Below are 18,174 nucleotides of genomic sequence, written 5' to 3' on the forward strand. Positions count from 1 at the left end.
ATCAGCGCACCGGCCCTTCGAACCAGTGGCGGCCCTGGCGGTCCTCGACCTCCACCACCCAGACGTCGGGGTCGTAGCGGGTCTGGCGGGCGATGTAGGCGTCGGCGTCGGACTCCGGCACCGGATCGGGGCCGGTGCCGCGCGCCCAGAACAGGCGGTCGCCATCGCCCTCGCGGGTCTGGACCAGCACCGTGAAGCTGCGGTCGAGCCGGTTCAGCTTCAGGATCACCGTTCCGCGGCTGGGGTCGCCCTTGCGGACCACGGTCATCGCCACCCCCTGGGCATCGGCGGCGCGGATATGGGCCGAAACCCAGAGATGCGTCGGAAGACGGTCGTCCATTCCCGTATGCGGCTCCTGTTTTTGAGGCTGCGGCCCCGGCTTGGCAATGACGTCGCCCCTCGCCCTGACCGGCGCACCGGTGTAGAGAAGAAGCCATGACGACACTCGTGGACGCTCTCAACGCCGCCGTCAACCACCACATGGCCGGTCACGCCGATGCGGCGGCCGACGGCTATGCCCGCATCCTTGCCGCGGAACCGGCACAGCCCGACGCGCTGCACCTCTCCGGCGTGCTGTCGGCGCAGACCGGCAACCTCGCCGCCGCCATCCGGTCGATCAGCCGGGCCATCCACGTCCGTCCGGCGGCAGCCTCTCCCTGGGGGCATCTGGGGGCTGCCCTGCGCGCGGCCGAATGGCCGGAGCGGGCGGAACGGACGCTGCGGCGCGCCCTGGCGCTCGACCCGGCCAATGGTGACGCGCTGGAGGCGCAGGGCGCCTCGCTGCATGCGCTGGCGCGCTATGCGGAGGCCCGGCGCTGGCTCGACCGGGCTGCCCGCTTGCGGCCCGGCCATGCGGAGACGCTGCTCAACCTCGGCACCGTGCTGCGCGACCTTCGCCGCTTCGACGAAGCGGATGCCTGTTTCGATGCCGTGCTGGCCCACACCCCCGCCCGTTCAGAGGCCCATCTCGCCCGCGCGGTGGGGCAGCTGGTGCGCGGCGACCTGCGCGCCGGCTGGGAGGGCTTCGAGCACCGCTGGCGCCGCTTCGCCGCTCCGCCCTGGGACGGCCGGCCGCCGGAAACCGCCACCATCCTGCTGCACATGGACCAGGGGTTCGGCGACGCCATGCAGTTCGTCCGCTACGCTCCGCTGGTCGCCCAGATCGCCGCACGCGAAGGCGGACGGGTGATCCTGGAGACGCACCTGCTGCTCTACCGCCTGTTCAACCGGGCTTTCGGCCAGTCGGTCCAGGTCCTGGTGCGGGGGGAGGAGCCGCCGCCGCACGACCTCCACTGCCCGCTGATGAGCCTGCCACGCGCCTTCGGGACCGATCTGGCGACCATCCCGGCCACCGTCCCCTATCTTGCCCCGGATCCCGCCGACGTTTCCCGCTGGCGCGACCGGTTGGCGGAGCAGGACGGGGACGGGGCCGGGGAAGGGAACGGCGACGGAAGTGGCGCGGCCGGCCTGCGCGTGGGGCTGGTCTGGGCCGGCAACCCGCGCCACCGCAACGACCGCAACCGCTCGATCCCGGTCGCGGCCCTGCGCCCGCTGCTGGCGGTTCCGGGGGTGCGCTTCGTCAGCCTGCAGACGGGCGACGCCCGCGCCGACCTGAGCCGTCTTCCCGGCGAGGGGGTGCAGGACGCGGTGGAGCGGGTGCGCGACTTCGCCGACACCGCCGCCATCCTCGCCAACATCGACCTGCTGATCACGGTCGACACCGCCATGGTCCATCTGGCCGGGGCGATGGGCGTGCCGTGCTGGCTTCTGCTTCCCCATGTGCCGGACTGGCGCTGGCTGCTCGACCGCGCCGACAGCCCCTGGTACCCGTCGCTTCGGCTTTTCCGCCAGCCGCGGCCCGGCGACTGGACCACGGTGATCGGCACCGCTGCCGCCGTGCTGAAGGCGCAGGCGCTGCGCGCCGCCAGAGCAGCGCAACGATAGCGGCGGGCGGCAACTTCGGCGGGAGCTTTCTGCCCGCCCGCCCCCGCCGGCACTAGGCGAAACTTTCCCACCTCCCGGCAATTTCTGGCGCCGCCGTGCCGATCACGCAGAGAAACAAGCAAATTCAATAAGTTATTCGGGAAGTTCCAGTTGGCACTCCGCTTGCTAGGTAGGGCGCAGAAGACCTTTGCCCTATTCTTTCGGAGACCCCGGCCATGAGCATCTTCGGTTCGATGACAACCGCCGTTCTCGGCCTGAATGCCCAGTCGAAGGCGCTCGGACATATCTCGGACAACATCGCGAACAGCTCGACCATCGGCTACAAGCGTGTCGATTCAGCGTTCGAGACGATGGTCCTGCAGTCCAGCCAGCGCCTGCACGAGCCGGGCGGGGTCACGGCGCAACCGGTCTTCATGAACAACATCCAGGGCAGCCTGACCCAGGTGCAGAGCCCGACCAACATCGCCATCCAGGGCCAGGGCTTCTTCAGCGTCACCAAGGTGGCGACCCAGGGGTCCAGCACGCTGGTGCAGACGCAGACGGGCACGGTGTCGTCGTCGGCCGCCTTCTACACCCGCGCCGGCGACTTCGAACTGGACAAGAGCCGCTATCTGGTCAACAGCGCCGGCTACGCCCTGAACGGCTGGCTGGTCGATCCGGTGACGGGCGTCCTGCACAAGGACCAGGTGGCGCCGATCCAGGTGAACTCGCTGATCGACAAGCCGGTGGCGACCAACACCATCGATCTGTCCGCCAACCTGCCGGCGACGCCGAAGCCGGGTGAAAAGGTCCCCGACAGCAGCATCCAGATCTTCGACAGCCAGGGCAATCCGCGCACCGTCAACTTCAAATGGCGGCAGCAGGCGGACAGCAGCTGGCGCATGGTTCTGGACGCGCCGGGCTCCAACACCAAGCCGGTCGACGGCACCTTCACCGGCAACCCCGCCACCGTGTCGTTCGGCCAGAACATCCCCGGCCAGACGGCGGTCGCGCAGGTGAACGTCATCACCATCTCCGGCAACAACACCAATGGGCAGGACAACCTGCGCATCGGCGACGTCTATTCGGTGAAGGTCAACGGCACCAACTACAGCCTGAAGATCACGGCCGACAACATCGGGTCGATCCGCACCTATTCGGGTCTGGCCGGCGCGCTGGCCAACCAGATCAACTCCGCGTCCCCGGCGGCGTCGGTGCTCGCCACCTCGTCGGGCCAGACGATCCGCGTGACCGCCCGCGATGCCGGCACGCCGTTCAAGCTGAACACCGAGGTGCAGTCCGGCACCAACACCACCAACACCATCGTCGCCCAGACATCGACGGCGGCGACGAGCAGTGCCGGCGAGATCGACAAGTTCCAGTTCCCGCAGACCCAGGTCGAGATCGGCGACTCCTTCTCCATCAACGTGAACGGCACGCCGATCAGCTACACGGTGACCGCCGCCACTTATCAGAGCTATTCGACGGTCAGCGATGTCGTGTCCCAGCTGGCCGGCCGGATCAACCAGCAGTTGGGGTCGACCGTAACCGCCTCGTCGGCCGGCAACATCCTGTCGATCCAGGCCAACGCCGCCAACACCAACGTCACCTCCAGCGCGACCGCCACCAACTCGGCTGCCGCGGTGAACACGATGAGTTCGCTGCCGTCGGTCGCCAGCGTGGCCGGCGTGCGCCAAAGCCGCACCGTGACCCTGACCGGCACGCCGGGCGACATCGGCACGCAGTACACGCTGAGCATCAACGGCACGGCGGTGACCTACAGCACCACCGGCGAAGAAATGACGATGGAGGACATCACTGCGGCGCTGGCGAACAAGATCAACGCCAACACCTCGCTGCCGGTGACCGCCAGCGCGCAGGGCGGCGTCATCACCGTCACCGCCAAGACCGCAGCCAGCCCATCCGGCCCCAATACCATCACCGGCGCGGGCACGGTGACGCTGAACGGCTCTACCGTCGACGTCGGCGATACCTACACCATCACATCGGGCGGCATCAATTATCCGCTGACGATCACCAACGCCAACTACGGCATGTACGATACGCCTGCCAAGGTCATGCAGTACTTCGCGTCGGTCATCCCCGGCGCCAGCGCGACCGGCAACCAGCTGACTGCGCCCGGCGCGACCGGCACGGTCAGCGACGCCCCCGCGGCCCAGTTCACCCTGGACCAGAGCGCCGTCGCCGGCCAGACGCCGGCCCATGTCGGCCTGACCTTCGGCAAGACGCCAGAGACGGTCGGCACGCTGACCAACATCTCCACCGCCCTCGTCGGCACCGGCACGGCGGTCAGCGCCGCCAACCAGTCCGCCGGCGCCGACGCCACCGTCACCTTCACGGTCGACTACGGCTTCGGCCCGCAGCAGGTCACGCTGAACCTCGGCAAGTACCAGAAGCCCGGCGGCCTGACCCAATATGCCGGCGAGGAGATCAACGTCACCCAGCTGGTTCAGAACGGCGCACCGCGCGGACAGTTCAAGGACGTGGTCTTCGGCGACAACGGCACCGTGATGGTCAACTACGACAACGGGCGGTCGAAGATGGTGGCCAAGGTGCCGATCATCACCTTCAACAACCCGAACGCCCTGCAGCGCGAGTCCGGCGGCGTCTTCGTCGAGAGCGAAGAGGCCGGCAAGCCGAACTTCAACGATCCGGAGACGAACGGCGCGGGTGCTGTGGTGGCGAACAGCGTGGAAAGCTCCAACGTCGACATCGCCGACGAGTTCACCAAGATGATCGTCACCCAGCGGAGCTATTCCGCCAACGCGAAGATCGTCACCACCTCCGACGAAATGCTGCAGGAAGTTCTGGGGCTGAAGCGCTAAGGCGCGGCCCTGACCTCCTGACTTCCTGATCTCCTGCACTCCGTCGTCCGTTTGCCTGATCGCCCGATTCCCTGATCGCTTGAGGGGGGCGGCGGCCATCCCGGCACCGCCCCGATCCTCCCGATCCGCGAAAGGTCTCCTGCCATGTCCCTCTTCGCAGCCTTGAACAGCGCCACGGCCGGGCTGCGCACCGTCCAGACCAACGTCAAGCTGGTTTCGGACAACATCGCGCAGGCCAACGACCCCACCCGCACGCGCCACACCGCCCAGCAGTCGGTGGACGCCAGCGGCCAGGTCATCAGCACGACCTATCGCCGGGAAGTCGACAAGGCCCTGATGGCGCAGGTGATGGACCTGACCGCGCGCGACGGCGGGTCGCAGGCGACTGCGGCCTACATGCAGCAGCTGGGCGACCTGATGCGGACGACGAACGGCACGCCCCTGCTGAACGACTATGCCGACAAGTTCCAAGCCGCGGTGAAGACGCTCGCCACCTCGCCGGAGGACGAGACCGCGCAGTACCAGCTGGTCCAGGCCGCCGACAACTTCTCGCGCGAGATCCGCCGCGTCTCCGAAGGCGTGGAGCAGCTCGACCGCGACATGAAGACGGACATCACCAAGTCGGTCGACACGGTCAACGACCTGCTGAAGCAGATCAACCAGATCAACAACGACACGGTGTCGCTGCAGGGCCAGGGGTCGGCCGCCAATGCCGTCGCCGACAAGCGCGACGGCCTGATCCGCGAGCTGAGCACCTATATGGGCGTGCGCACCGTGGAACGGCCGGACGGCCGCCTGGCGATCTTCACCCCGTCGGGGCTGGCGCTGGTCGATGCCCAGCCGGCAAATCTTTCCTATGACGGCGGCAACATCAACCTACAGGTCGGCAATCAAGTCACCTCGATCAACAACCACCTGACCGCCGGCAAGCTGGGCTCGCTGATCCAGATGCGCAAGGACGGCTCGACGACCGAACCGCCGACGCCGGCCAGCGGCGACCCGATGGCGGAAGTCATCCGCAAGCTGCGCTCCCAGCTGGACGAATATGCCCAGGCCTTCACCGGCCCGACCAAGCCCGGAGAGCCGACCAGCTTCGCCGACGCCTACGACGAGTCCGCCCCGGCCGCCGACGGCGAGCAGATCAACCAGTTCTTCACCGGGAACGACCGTTTCACCATCGCCGTGAACGCCAAACTCGTGGACAACACCGCGAAGATCAAGCGGGCCGCCATCGACGGCATGGTCACGGCCGTCAACGCGTCCGGCCGCAATTTCAGCGCCGACGGCCTGCAGTTGAAGGACACCAGCTACAGCGCCATGGGCAGCGCCATCACCGGCACCTGGATGGCCGCGGCCAAGTCCGCCAACACCGCCAGCGAGTCCAACAAGGCATCGGTGCAGCTGCTGTCCGAACGCTACCAGTCCCAGACCGGCGTCAACATCGACGAGGAAATCGCCCAGCTGCAGCAGCTCCAGACCTCCTACCAGGCTTCGGCACGGGTCATGCAAGTGGCCAATGCAATGTTTGATGCGCTGGAGGCGGTGGTCCGATGAGCTCGATAACGGGAGTCAGCAGCTACTCGAAATATCTGAGCCTTGTCCGGAACCTGTCCGGCGGCCAGAACGACATCAACCGGCTGTCCGAACAGCTGACCACGGGCAAGAAGTCGGTCGATCTCAACGCCTATGGGCCGGAGGTGCAGAAGCTCCTGGACCTGCGGGCGGAGATGGCGACGAAGGACAACTACATCCAGAGCATCAACACCGCGGCCCCGCGCGTCAAGGCGACGGACAAGGTGCTGACCTCCCTGGAATCGATCGTGTCGAGCTGGACCTCCAGCACGACCTTCCCCTTCCAGCCCGGCTCCGCCAGCGTCTCCTCGGCGATCAACACCAATCCCGAGGGGATGAAGGTGGCGATCGATCCCGCCAAGTCGAAGCTGACGGTGGGCGCCAAATACACGGTCACCGCCGTGCCCTCGCAGCAGGGCGGCAACGGCACCTTCGACGTGACGGTGACGGACGGGCTCGGCGGCAAGACCACCCGCGCCATCAACCTGGGCACCACCCCGCCCAACGACGGCAAGGGCTACAACTTCAACATATCCGGCGGCCCGGGCGAGGGCGCCATGCTGAACCTCAGCTTCGACACGCTGAAGGCGGCGTCCAGCAGCAGCTTCAACGTCTCCTTCCCGCAGGCCGATCAGGTGAAGGACCGCGCCGAGGGCGCCATGCGCGACATCCAGGCGCTGCTGAACCAGCGCTTCGGCGACCGCTATCTGTTCGCCGGTTCGCGCTATGGCACGGAACCGGTCACCGACCTCTTGGCGACCAAGCAAACCAGCAAGATCACGCTGAACGGCGCCGTGGTGAACACCGACGATTATTTCGAGGTGACCATCAACGGCCAGACCTTCAGCCATCAGAATCTGGCGGCCAATCCGAAGTCGCTGACCTTCGTCGCCCAGGCCCTGACCGCCCAGATCAACGCCGCCAACCCGGCGCTGCCGATGACGGTTTCAACCTCGAACGGCATCATCACGCTGGTCGGCAACGATCCGGGGCAGAAGTTCGACCTGTCGGCGCGCGTGGTGAATTCCGCCACGGTGGAGAACAGCGTCGATACGCCGTCCACCACCCAGGCGCCGACGGCGGCCCTGCCGCAGATCGACCGCTTCACCCTGAACGGCGCCGCGGTCGACATCGGCGACACCTTCGAGTTCACGGTGGCGGTCGGCGATCCCGACGATCCGTACAACCAGAACTACTACACCCGGAACCCGACCGCGCCGCACGACCTGCCGCCCTACCAGGCCTACACCGTGCGCTACACCGTCAGCGACACCGATTACGCCGCCGGCGTCAACAACGTCGGACAGGTCGCCGACAAGCTGCGCCAGCAGTTCGCCACGCTGAACCCCGCACCTCCGGTGACCATCGACGCGGTGGGCAACGGCCCCGGCATCGCGCTGACCAGCACCGCCAACGCCGATCCCGTCAACCACCCCAACCGCACGTCGCTGTTCTCCACCTCGGCCAAGGTGACGAACGGATCGCTGGAGAACACCATCACGGTGGGAACCCTGCCGCCGGAGCAGGACAGCCTGATCAATGTTCCCTACGCCGATCCGCCCGACCTGCCCTTCTACGACGCCGAATATCTGGCCAAGGGCAAGAATGCCGAGGCGTACCGCAAGTCCCAGGTGACCATCGACGACAACCTGAACGTCACCTACGGCGTCAGCGCCGACGACAAGGCGTTCCAGACGCTGGTCAAGGCGATGCAGCTGGTGCGCACGGCGGCGGCCAATCCCGGAAAATGGACCGAATACAGCACCCAGGCGCGCGAGATGCTGACCCAGGCCACCGATCAGATCAGGTCGATCCACGCCAAGGTCGCCTCCGACGGCGCGACGCTGGAGACCATCAAGGACTCCCACACCGAGTCCGTCGCCACCCTGACCGAGCGCATCGCCAAGATCGAGGGCATCGACCAGAACGAGGTCGCCGCAAGGCTGAGCAGCGCGATGAACGTGCAGCAGGCGACCTATGCCGTCGCCGGCCAGACGCAGAAGCTGTCGCTGCTGAACTATCTCGCCTGACGAAAAAGGGCGGCCGAACCGGCCGCCCCCTGTTTCCTCAGACTTCCGGGACCGTCACTTCGAACGGCCGGCCGACTGTGTGAAGTTGTCGTAGGGCAGCTCCGCCACGCGGAACCACAGCTGCACCTCGTCCAGGAACGGCTTCCAGCTGTCGTAGACCGCCTTGAAGTCCGGGTTGGTCTTGGCGATGTCGTCGTACAGCTCGTAGGCGATCTTGTGGGCGGCTTCCATCAGGTCGCGCGGATAGGGGCGCAGCAGGGCGCCCTTGGCGACCAGACGCTTCAGCGCCCGGGCATTCTCCGCGTCGTAACGGGCGGTCATCGCGCTGTTCGCCTCGGCGCAGGCGGCGGTCAGGATCGCCTGATAGGACTTGGGCAGCGCCTCCCATTCCTTCTGGTTGATGTAGAGCGAGACCTGCGGCCCGCCTTCCCACCAGCCCGGATAATAGTAGTACTTGGCGACCTGGACGAAGCCCAGCTTCTCGTCGTCATAGGGGCCGACGAACTCGACGGCGTCGATGGTGCCCTTTTCCAGCGCCGGGTAGATGTCGCTGCCGGCGATCTGGGTCGGGGCGGCGCCCAGCTTGGCCATGATCTGGCCGGTGATGCCGGCGATGCGGATCTTGAGGCCGTTGAAGTCGGCCAGCGACTTGATTTCCTTGCGGTACCAGCCGCCCATCTGGGCACCGGTGTTGCCGGCCGGGAACTGCACGATGCCGTGCTTGGCGAAGAAGCTGCGCATCACCTCCTGGCCGCCGCCATACTGGTACCAGGCGTTCTGCTGGCGGGCGTTCGGACCGAAGGGAATCGCGGTGTCGAAGGCGAAGGTGGGATCCTTGCCGACATAGTAATAGCCGCAGGTGTGGCCGCACTGGACGGTGCCGTTCTGCACGGCGTCCAGCACCTGCAGGCCGGGCACGATCTCACCGGCGGCGTGCACGCGGATCTGGAACTTGCCGTCGGTCGCCTCCGACACGCGCTTGGCGATCATCTCGGACGTGCCGACGAGGATGTCGGTGCTCTTCGGGAAGCTCGACGCCAGACGCCATTGGATGGTCGGCTGGCTCTGCGCGATGGCCGGGGCCGCGAGGGTCGAGGCGGCGACGGTCGAAACGGCACCGACACCGGCCTTGGTGAGAAACGCTCTTCTTTCCACTCCCGCTACTCCGCAAGATTATTGCTATCGCTGACGATTTCCGTGACCCGCGGTGAATCAGGGAATTACAGCGGCTTAGGCGAGAGTGTAACAAATCATCCAAAGCGGCGCCCCGCATCGCATAAATGTGCATGCCTGCCTTTCGAGGGTGTCGGCGACACCCTCGGACAGCCTATGCGGCCGCGTCAAAACGGCGGGGTCGAAACAGCTGGATCAGGACGGCAGCCGCAGACGCCCCAAGTAGATCGACAGCGGCGGCATCACCAGCGTCCGGCCGTCGGCGGTCATCTCCGGCGGGAGGGCGCCCGGCGCGCGCGGCACCGGCAGGGCTTCCGGCTCGCCGCGCCCGCGTAGCGCGAATTCGGCCGGCCGGTCGGCCATGTTGAAGACGGCCAGCAGGCGCTCCTCCCCCGCGACGCGCTCGAAGGACAGCACGTCGCCATGCTCCTCCACCGCCGCCACCGCACCGGTGCGCAGCGCCTCCAGGTCGCGGCGCAGGGAGAGCGCGGCACGCCACACCGCCAGCCGGCTGCCGGCGGTCCGTTCCTGCCGGTCGACCGCCAGTTCCAGATGGGCGTCCAGCACGGGCAGCCAGGGTTCGCCGATGGTGAAGGCGGCGTTGGGCTCGTCGGCGCGCCAGGGCATCGGGGTGCGGCTGCCGTCGCGTCCCTGGAAATCGGGCCAGTAGGTGATGCCGAAGGGATCGCGCAGCTGATGCTGCTCCAGAGCCGCGTTGGGCAGGCCCAGCTCCTCGCCCTGATAGAGGCAGACCGTGCCGGGCAGCGATGCCGCCAGCATCGCCAGCAGGGCGTTGAAGGATTGCGGGTCGGCGCCGGCCGGCAGCCATCGGCTGGCGGCACGCTCCACATCGTGGTTGGACAGGCTCCAGCAGATAGCCTCCGGCCGCGGCACCGCGGTCAGGGCCTGGGCGAAGCCCTTGGCGCTGAAGGGCTGCTTGGCCAGCGACAGGCTGTAGGCGGCGTGAAGCCCCTGCGGCGAGCAGTAGGCCGCGATGCGCTGGCCGGCGCCGGGCTGACTCGACAGTTCGCCCAGCAGGACGCGGCCGGGATAGCGCTCCACCGTCTCGCGCAGGCGGGCCAGGATGCCGCCGATGGCGGGGTGCATCATGTCGTAGACATGCTGCTGCAGGGCGAAGGGCTTCAGCGGCGGTTGCGGCTCGCGCCAGAGCGCGGCGGGGTTGGAGCGAAGCTGCGGATCGTGGGCGAAGAAATCCACGGCATCGATGCGGAAGCCGTCGACGCCGCGCTCCATCCAGAATTCCGCCGTCTCGCACAGGGCGTCCATCACCGCGGGGTGGTGCAAGTTCAGCGCCGGCTGGCTCGACAGGAAATGGTGCAGGTAATATTGCCGGCGCCGCGGCTCCCAGGTCCAGGCCGCGCCGCCGAACACCGACAGCCAGTTGTTGGGCGCCGTCCCGTCGGGCTTGGCGTCGGCCCAGACATACCAGTCGGCCATTTCCCCATCGCGCGACCGCCGGCTGTCCACGAACCAGGGATGGGCGTTGGAGGTGTGGCCGCAGACCAGATCGACCAGCACCTTCAACCCCAGCCCATGGGCGCGCTCGATCAGCCGGTCGAAGACGGCCAGATTGCCCATGCGGGGATCGACCGCCCGGTGATCGGCGACGTCATAGCCGAAGTCGGTGCGCGGCGACGGGTAGAAAGGGCTGATCCACACCCCGTCCACGTCCAGCGACGCCACATGGTCCAGCCCCTCGATCACACCGTCGAGGTCGCCCCAGCCGTCGCCGCCGCGGTCGCGGAAGCTGAGCGGATAGATCTGGTACAGCGCCGCCCCGTTCAGCCAGGAGATGTTCGGGCCGGACGACTGGGACAGGGTGATGGTGGTGGTCAAGGCAGCAGGCTCCGCGCCGGGGTTGGCGATCCCGGCGCAGCGCTGCCGGTTCACCACCCAAGCTTCCCCCGCCATGGCTAACGAAAGGTTAGCGGCCGATCGTGGTCACAGGCCCTCCCCTTTCGTACAGCTCGGCCGGACGGACAGGATCTTGCGGCCGGGTGCCTGGAGGCTTGGCCGCTCCGCCGCGCTGCGGCTATACCAGCGCTCACCAAGGGGGAGCGGGAATGCAGCGCGGCAGAGGGACGGCGACAGTGACGGCCGAGTCGGAGCGGCGGCTCGGCCGCTTCCGGCTGCGCGAGCTGATCGGCCGGGACGGCGAGGCCCGGCTGCACCGCGCGCTGGATGCGAACGGGCAGGCGGTGGCGCTGTGGACCGTCCCGCTGGCACGGCTGTGTGCCGATGCCGCGTCGCTGGAGCGGTTCCGCCGCACCGCCGCCGCCACGGCCCAGCTGTCCCATCCCGCCATTCCCGCCGTCCTGGCCTCCGGCGAACATGCCGGCACCGCCTTCGTCGCCACCGGGCTGGTCGAAGGGCGGACGCTGGCCGACCGCCTGGCCGACGGCGCCTTGAGCTTGGACGAGAGCGTCGCGACGCTGGACCGCGTGCTGGGCGCGTTGGACGCCGCGCACCGGGCCGGAATCGTCCATGGCGCGCTGGAGGCGGAGGCCATCCGCCACAGCGGTAGCTCCGCCATGGTCACCGGGTTCGGACGGACGGCGCTGACCGCGGCTCTGGCAAACCGGAGCCACGATCTTGCCGCCGCCGGCCGCTTGATCGAGCGGCTGCTCTCCGGCCATGACGACCACCCGGCGGTCGCGTCGTTGCTGGAGCAGGTGCGGGAGCGCGGCGCCGCCGTCTTCCCGGATGCCGCATCGCTTCGGCGCGCCGTCGCCGGCCTGACCGGCACGCCCCTCCCCGCTTCCGTGGCGACGCCGAAACGCGTACGCCGCTGGCCGCTGTGGCTCGGCGGTATGACGCTGGCGGGAGGGTTGGCGGCTGGCGCGGTGCTGATGAACCGGCCGGTGCCGACCCTGACCACCCCCCTTTCCTCGCCGCCCGCGACCGCGACAACCGCTCCCGTCCCCGCTCCGGCTACTGCTCCGGCCACTGCTCCGGCTGCAGCGGCCTCGTCTCCCCCGGAGCCCGCTCCCGCACCCGAAGTGCCGGTTGCGCCGCGACGACCTCCGGTAGCGGCGGTGGCGCAAGCGTTGCGGGGGATACCTTGCGCGCTGGTGACGGTGGAGGAAGCCGGCGGACGGCTGCTCGTTTCAGGGACGGCAATGGGGGCACAGGCGGAGACTGCAGTGCGCGAGGCGGTGGAAGCGGCGGCAGGCGGCTGGGAGCATGGCTTCGACCTCGCCGCCGCCGATGCGCGGTTCTGCGGGCCGCTCGCCAGTGTCGCCACGGCGCTGGACGCCAACCGGAGATTGGCGGAACCGCTGACGGCCAGATTGGCAACAGCGGAGGGGGCATCGGCGGAGGGAATCGGACCGCAGCTCAGCTCCGGCGATCCGCTGATCCTGGAGATCAGGGCCCCGGCACGGCCGGTGCGGATACAGGCTGATTACTTTACGGTCGACGGCACCGTCATCCATCTGCTGCCCAACCCTTCGGACAGCGGCACGGCACTGGCGGCGGGGGCATCGCGGCGGCTGGGCGACCGGGCGGATGGCGGGCGTTACTGGACCATCGGCCCGCCCTATGGCAGCGAACTGCTGCTGACCATCGCCACGGCGGAGCCCCTGTTCCCAACCCCGCGGCCGGAGCAGGAAGCGGCGGCCGACTATCTGGCCGCCCTGGTGGAGGCGCTGGCGACCTTGCCGGACGACGCGCCGGCTCCGCTCGCCGTCGCCCGCTTCACCACCACCGGACCGTGACCCCGGCCCGTTCCCGTCAGGCGTTGGCGGTGAAGCGCCCGACCACCACCGTCACATTGTCCTGCCCGCCGGCCGTGTTGGCGGCATCGACCAGGGCGGCGGCGGCGCGGGCCGGGTCGCGCTCCTCCGTCAGGATGCGGGCGATGGCGCCGTCCGTGACCATGCCGTTCAAGCCGTCGGAACAGATCATGACGACATCGTCGGGGAGCAGCGTGTGGACGGCGACCTCCGGCTCCACCTCCTCGCCGGTGCCAAGCGCGCGGACGATAATGTTCCGCTGCGGCGGCGTTCCACGCCCGCCATTGTCGAGCCAGATCTGGTACAGGCTGTGGTCGCGGGTCAGCGTGCGCAGGTCCCCGTCGCGCAGGCGGTAGACCCGGCTGTCACCGGCATGGAAGGTCACCATCTGGGCCGTGCCCGGAACCCGCCAGAGGCCGGCGACCGTCGTGCCCATGCCGCGCCCCTGGGCGAAGCCGCGGGCGACGTTCAGGTCGTGGATCGACCGGTTGGCCATCTGCACGGCCGACCGCGCCACCGACAGCGCATGGCCCACCGCCGGCTCCGTCGCCGCCGGGTCGGTCTGGGTCCGGTCGATGTCGTCGCGGTCGACCACGGTGATCGGCTCCGACGGCGCATGATCCTTCAGGAGGCCGGAAATCACCTCCACCGCCTTGCGGCTGGCGATGTCGCCGCCGGCGTGGCCGCCCATCCCGTCGCAGACGATCGCGAATTCACCGATCGCATCGACGTGGAAGTCGTCCTCGTTGCGGGACCGGGTACGCCCGACGTCGGTCAGCCCGGCGGCGGTCAGGACAAAGGCGGTGTTGGGCATGCAGGCGGCGGCTCCCGTCTCGCGAACGTCTGGATCCATGGAGGCTGGACCGATTTTCTTGGACCGGCTCCATCGGGACCGGAGCCTCGGCCTTTCGCCCGATAATGGCGCAAGCATTTGAAAAGATACAGCGGGGATTGCCGGCAGCGGACGATTGCGCCGGGAGATAGTTCGCGTACGGAATCCATGCCGCCGAACGGCCGATTGGCCTGTCTTGCCCATCTGTTCTTGGAAACCGGATGTGGTACTGTTGGTCTAGACACCGTCATACGGAGGATGGCCCGCCATGGTCGGCAACATCGGCATCGCGCTCAGCGGCCTGACCGCGCAGACGCGCCGTCTGGACGCGTCCGCCTCCAATGTCGCCAACGTCCGCTCCACCGGCGCCGTCCCGGCGGCAGACGGCGCGGTGGCAGGCGGCGCGGTGGCAGGCGGGACATCTGGAGATCAGCGGGCGCCCTATCAGCCGCTGGCGGTGGCCCAGACCGATGCCAGCCCCGGCACGCGGGCGACCTTCACGCCGATCACTCCGGCCTATCTGCAGGAATACGCGCCGGACGACAGCGCCGCCAATGCCGATGGCATGGTCGCCGCACCGAACGTCGATCTGGCGAAGGAGCGCGTCAATCAGATCGCGGCCAACCGGGCCTATGGCGCCAACATCGCCGTGGTCCGAACCCAGGACGAGATGCTGACGTCGCTGCTGAACTCGAAAGCCTGAGGACCGGAAGCGGCCGGTTCCGACCGTATCGGTCAGACGCTGATGTTCAGGTTCTGCCCGCGCGTCGGCGTCACGTTGCCGCCGCCGCTGCCGCCCTCCACGAGGGCCGCGACCGTCGCCTGCTGCTGCTCGGCATTCCGGTTCAGCGCCTTGACGCCGAAATCCATCTGGCCCTGCGCCTGTTTCAAGGCGATTGCCGCACCGGCGGTCGAGGAGGCGATGTCCATGCCCATGACGGAACCCTTGGGAGAGGAAGCTCTCAGATCACCACATTGACCCGCGCGGCGGACGTGCCGGCGGAAACAGCGGTGCTCGTCGCCGACTGTGACACAGACGCCGCCGCGGCGGAAGCATCAACGCCGCCCGCCGAACCGGCAGCACCGCTGAGCCATCGGCCGCTGCCGACCGAGTTGCCGGCGTTTGCAGGGCCGGAAGCCGCTGACCCGGCCGCCGAACCGCGACCGTAGGCCGCGGACGCCGTCCCGTCGGCCCGGCCATTCTCCGCGCCACCGCCCTGCGATCCGCCGCCTTGAGCCCCGCCGACCGTCAGTTTCAGCAGGGCGGCGCGTTCCGCGTTCTTTTCCTGCTGCTGGGCTTCCTTGTACTGCTTCAAGGCCGCCTCGGTGGGGATCTGCGAGACGGTCTTTCCGTTCGCCGGATCGCGGTACAGCATCACCAGCCGCGAGGCATCGGTGTCGTAGCTGAAGGCGATGGTCGGGAAACGGTTGACGAGAGGCTCCGCCTCACGCGCCTCGGCGGTCGGGCCTGAGGTGGTGGCCGGAATCCGGGTGCCTGCCCCCCCATCGACGGCATCGCTGCCGCGGGGCGTCATGAAAGCGAACGGCCGTGAGACCGTCGATGTGGCGGATGCCACGTTCATGACCGGCTTACCCGAATCTGTGATAATCGGACATTAAATTACCGTAATCCCGGCACGCCGTAAAGGCTTTCTTTACTCTTATTTGAGTTTGCGAAACCAACCCATATGGCGAAATGGGAATACTCAATACGGGAGTATTCGTGCCTGAATCCGGGGCTGCCGTTGCGCGGACTTGCGGCCATGCCGTCGGGCGTCCTAAAGCACTGGCCCATGGCCACGATCCTCGAAGCCCTGACTCTCGCGCTCGACCTGCACCTCGCCGGCCGCTTCGGCGAAGCGCAGGAACTGTATACCCGCATCCTCGACGCCGAGCCGGAACAGCCCGACGCGCTGCATTACCTGGGCGTCCTGGCCGGGCAGATCGGCCATGGCGACTTCGGCCTGACCCTGATCGACAAGGCCATCGTCCTGCGGCCGGAGGCGGCCGACATTCGCGCAAACCGGGCGAACCTGCTGCGCGGCCTGAACCGGCTGGACGAGGCGGAGGCCGGCTATCGACGCGCGCTGGCCCTGCGCCCTGACTTCGCGGAGGCCTGGACCGACCGCGCCTTCGCCCGCCACGGCGGCGACGCCGCTGCCGTCGATGTCGCGGCGGACCTGCTGGAACGCGCCCTGCGGATCGAGCCGTCGCTGGAGCCGGCACGCGAGAAGCTGGTCGCCCTGCTGCACGCGCGCGGACGGCTGCGGCTGGAGACCGGGCAGGTGACGCCGGCCCTGGTCGATCTGATCCGCGCGGCATCCCTGGAACCGCAGGACGCCGACATCGCCTTCCTGCTGGGCAATGCACTGTTCGCTGCGGGGCTTCGGGCGGATTCGGTAATCGCCTTCCGCAACGCCCTGGCGCTGGTGCCCGATTTTCTGTCGGCGGCGCTGAACCTGGGCATCGCGCTGGCCGCCACCAACCGCGCCGACGCAGCCCTCGCGCCGTTGCGGCACGCCGTCCGCATTGATCCGGCCCATCCGGCCGCACGCGATACGCTGGCCCTGGCGCTGCGGTCGCTCGGACGCGCCGCGGAGGCCGACGCCCTGACGGCACCCGCCGCGGAGCCCGCACCGATGCGCAAGCCGGCCGGCAAGCGGCCATCCCACCGCCGGCCCCGCAAGACCTAGCCGGCAGGCCGTACGGCCAGAACCACCAGCCCCATCACCGGCTCCCCGCTTTCGAAGCGCAGCCGCTCATGGTCGCAGCGCCGCAGTTCCAGCCCCGCTCCCGCCAGCGCGCCGCGCACATAGGCTCTAGCATGGGCATAGCGCCCGTGGGTGGCGACGCGATGCGGACGACCGTCGTCCGCAGCCAGCTCCTCGACCGTGAAGGCCAGGCGACCGCCGGGGCGCAACGCCGCGCGCGCCGCCGCGAATGCCTCGTCGAGCACGCCGAAATAGCAGAACACGTCGGCTGCCATCACCAGATCGAAGGCCCCCGGTGCAGCGGCGAGGAAGCCGACCAACTCCGCCGCGTGCAGTTCGTCGTAGAGGCCGCGGGCGCGGGCGCGCTCCAGCATGCCGTCCGACAGGTCGACACCCACCAGCCGCCGGGCGCGTGGCCGCAGCGAGGCCGCGCACAGCCCGGTGCCGCAGCCGGCATCCAGCACGTCCAGGCTGCCGTCCGCCCTCTCGCCCGCCAGCAGCCCGGCCAGCAGGGCGGGCGCGCGGTAGTCCAGTTCCGCCAGCTTGCGGTCGAACTCCTCCGCGAACAGGTCGAAGGTCTGGCGCACATAGTCGTCGGGCGCCCGCTGGTCGGCCTCCTCGCCGGCGATGGCGGCGCCGATATGGCGGGCCAGCGGATTGCCGGGGTGGTCGCGCCGCCAGCGCCGGGCAAGCTCCGCCGCCTCCTCCGTGCCGCCCTGTTCGTGCAGCAGGTAGAGCACGGCGCCGAAATTGTCGTGGGCGTCGGCCCAGTCCGGCCGCAGCGACAGCGCCCGCCGGTAGCACGCCGCCGCCTCGCCGAAGCGGTCGAGGTCGCGCCACAGGTTGCCGCGGTTGTTCCACGCCTCCGCATGGTCCGGCCGCAGGGCCAGCGCGCGGCGGAACGCGTCCTCCGCCTCCACCCGCCGTTCGGCCTGCCGCAGGACGGAGCCGAGGTTGTAGTGCGCCATCCCCTCGTCCAGCCCATGCGCGATGGCGGCACGATAGGCGGCGGCGGCCTCGTCCAGCCGGCCCAGCGCGCGCAGGGCGTTGCCATGGTTGTTGTGGGTTCCCGCCAGCGTCGGGTCGGCGGCCAGCGCGCGGGCGTAGAGAGGCTCCGCCCCCGCCGGATCGCCGGCGGCGGCCAGCGCATCGGCCTGCCGGCTGAGCCGGACGGCCGGCGGCAGGGCGCCCGCCCGCAAACCACCGCGCAAGGACAAGCGTGACCCGGCCATTGCGTCTACTCCCGCCTTAAAACGTCGTGGATATCAATGGCATCTTTACCGTGATCCACCGATGATGGCACTCCCTTTGAGGGAACGGGCATCTGGGATG

The 18,174-nt window shown here is 68.7% G+C and carries 14 protein-coding genes; 7 read left to right on the forward strand and 7 right to left on the reverse strand.

Annotated elements, in window-relative coordinates; genetic code table 11:
* Position 1: 1 nt before the first annotated feature.
* Entirely contained in the window at positions 2 to 340 is a 339-nt protein-coding gene (locus tag ACWPKK_RS16065; RefSeq protein WP_452005965.1) for a DUF1491 family protein, read from the reverse strand.
* Positions 341 to 435: 95 nt separating this feature from the next.
* Between ACWPKK_RS16065 and ACWPKK_RS16070 the strand changes: the two genes are divergently transcribed.
* The 4 genes from ACWPKK_RS16070 (at position 436) to ACWPKK_RS16085 (ending at position 8,371) form a co-directional block, all read left to right on the forward strand.
* On the forward strand, positions 436 to 1,944 hold the full coding sequence (locus ACWPKK_RS16070) for a tetratricopeptide repeat protein (protein ID WP_452005968.1): 1,509 nt from the start codon (positions 436 to 438) through the stop codon (positions 1,942 to 1,944).
* Positions 1,945 to 2,159: 215 nt separating this feature from the next.
* Positions 2,160 to 4,769, forward strand: coding sequence for a flagellar hook-basal body complex protein (locus ACWPKK_RS16075; protein WP_452005971.1), 2,610 nt, complete (start codon positions 2,160 to 2,162; stop codon positions 4,767 to 4,769).
* Between the two features lie 144 nt (positions 4,770 to 4,913).
* Positions 4,914 to 6,323, forward strand: coding sequence for a flagellar hook-associated protein FlgK (gene flgK / locus ACWPKK_RS16080; RefSeq protein ID WP_452005974.1), 1,410 nt, complete (start codon positions 4,914 to 4,916; stop codon positions 6,321 to 6,323).
* Positions 6,320 to 8,371, forward strand: a complete 2,052-nt coding sequence (locus tag ACWPKK_RS16085) for a hypothetical protein (RefSeq protein WP_452005977.1) — start codon at positions 6,320 to 6,322, stop codon at positions 8,369 to 8,371. Before flgK ends, ACWPKK_RS16085 begins: the two co-directional genes overlap by 4 nt.
* Positions 8,372 to 8,425: 54 nt before the next feature.
* On the opposite strand, the gene ACWPKK_RS16090 is transcribed toward ACWPKK_RS16085, so the two are convergent.
* The gene (locus ACWPKK_RS16090) at positions 8,426 to 9,526 is read right to left on the reverse strand and encodes a TRAP transporter substrate-binding protein (RefSeq protein ID WP_324867478.1); all 1,101 of its coding nucleotides are present in this window, start codon (positions 9,524 to 9,526) and stop codon (positions 8,426 to 8,428) included.
* A 213-nt stretch (positions 9,527 to 9,739) separates the two neighbouring features.
* Positions 9,740 to 11,455 carry an alpha-amylase family glycosyl hydrolase gene (locus ACWPKK_RS16095; RefSeq protein WP_452005980.1) on the reverse strand — a complete coding sequence of 572 codons (1,716 nt, stop codon included), beginning with the start codon at positions 11,453 to 11,455 and terminating at the stop codon, positions 9,740 to 9,742.
* Between the two features lie 200 nt (positions 11,456 to 11,655).
* Between ACWPKK_RS16095 and ACWPKK_RS16100 the strand changes: the two genes are divergently transcribed.
* Positions 11,656 to 13,281: a serine/threonine protein kinase gene (locus ACWPKK_RS16100; RefSeq protein WP_452005982.1), complete on the forward strand. Its 1,626-nt coding sequence runs from the start codon at positions 11,656 to 11,658 to the stop codon at positions 13,279 to 13,281.
* Positions 13,282 to 13,297: 16 nt separating this feature from the next.
* Here ACWPKK_RS16100 and ACWPKK_RS16105 read toward each other — a convergent pair whose 3' ends face one another.
* Positions 13,298 to 14,152: a PP2C family protein-serine/threonine phosphatase gene (locus ACWPKK_RS16105; protein WP_324867485.1), complete on the reverse strand. Its 855-nt coding sequence runs from the start codon at positions 14,150 to 14,152 to the stop codon at positions 13,298 to 13,300.
* 247 nt (positions 14,153 to 14,399) lie between these two features.
* On the opposite strand from ACWPKK_RS16105, the gene ACWPKK_RS16110 reads away from it, so the two are divergent.
* Positions 14,400 to 14,834 (forward strand): flagellar basal body rod protein FlgC, encoded by a 435-nt coding sequence (locus ACWPKK_RS16110; RefSeq protein ID WP_452005985.1) that lies wholly within the window; start codon positions 14,400 to 14,402, stop codon positions 14,832 to 14,834.
* 32 nt (positions 14,835 to 14,866) lie between these two features.
* On the opposite strand, the gene ACWPKK_RS16115 is transcribed toward ACWPKK_RS16110, so the two are convergent.
* The gene (locus ACWPKK_RS16115; protein ID WP_452005988.1) at positions 14,867 to 15,067 is read right to left on the reverse strand and encodes a hypothetical protein; all 201 of its coding nucleotides are present in this window, start codon (positions 15,065 to 15,067) and stop codon (positions 14,867 to 14,869) included.
* A 26-nt stretch (positions 15,068 to 15,093) separates the two neighbouring features.
* Positions 15,094 to 15,714, reverse strand: a complete 621-nt coding sequence (locus ACWPKK_RS16120; protein ID WP_452005991.1) for a hypothetical protein — start codon at positions 15,712 to 15,714, stop codon at positions 15,094 to 15,096.
* A 210-nt stretch (positions 15,715 to 15,924) separates the two neighbouring features.
* On the opposite strand from ACWPKK_RS16120, the gene ACWPKK_RS16125 reads away from it, so the two are divergent.
* Positions 15,925 to 16,824: a tetratricopeptide repeat protein gene (locus tag ACWPKK_RS16125; protein WP_452005994.1), complete on the forward strand. Its 900-nt coding sequence runs from the start codon at positions 15,925 to 15,927 to the stop codon at positions 16,822 to 16,824.
* Here the strand turns inward: ACWPKK_RS16125 and ACWPKK_RS16130 are convergent.
* A complete protein-coding gene (locus ACWPKK_RS16130; RefSeq protein ID WP_452005997.1) occupies positions 16,821 to 18,074 on the reverse strand; it encodes a tetratricopeptide repeat protein in 1,254 nt (417 codons plus the stop codon). The genes ACWPKK_RS16125 and ACWPKK_RS16130 overlap by 4 nt on opposite strands.
* Positions 18,075 to 18,174: the final 100 nt, after the last annotated feature.

The organism is Azospirillum largimobile (assembly GCF_977007025.2).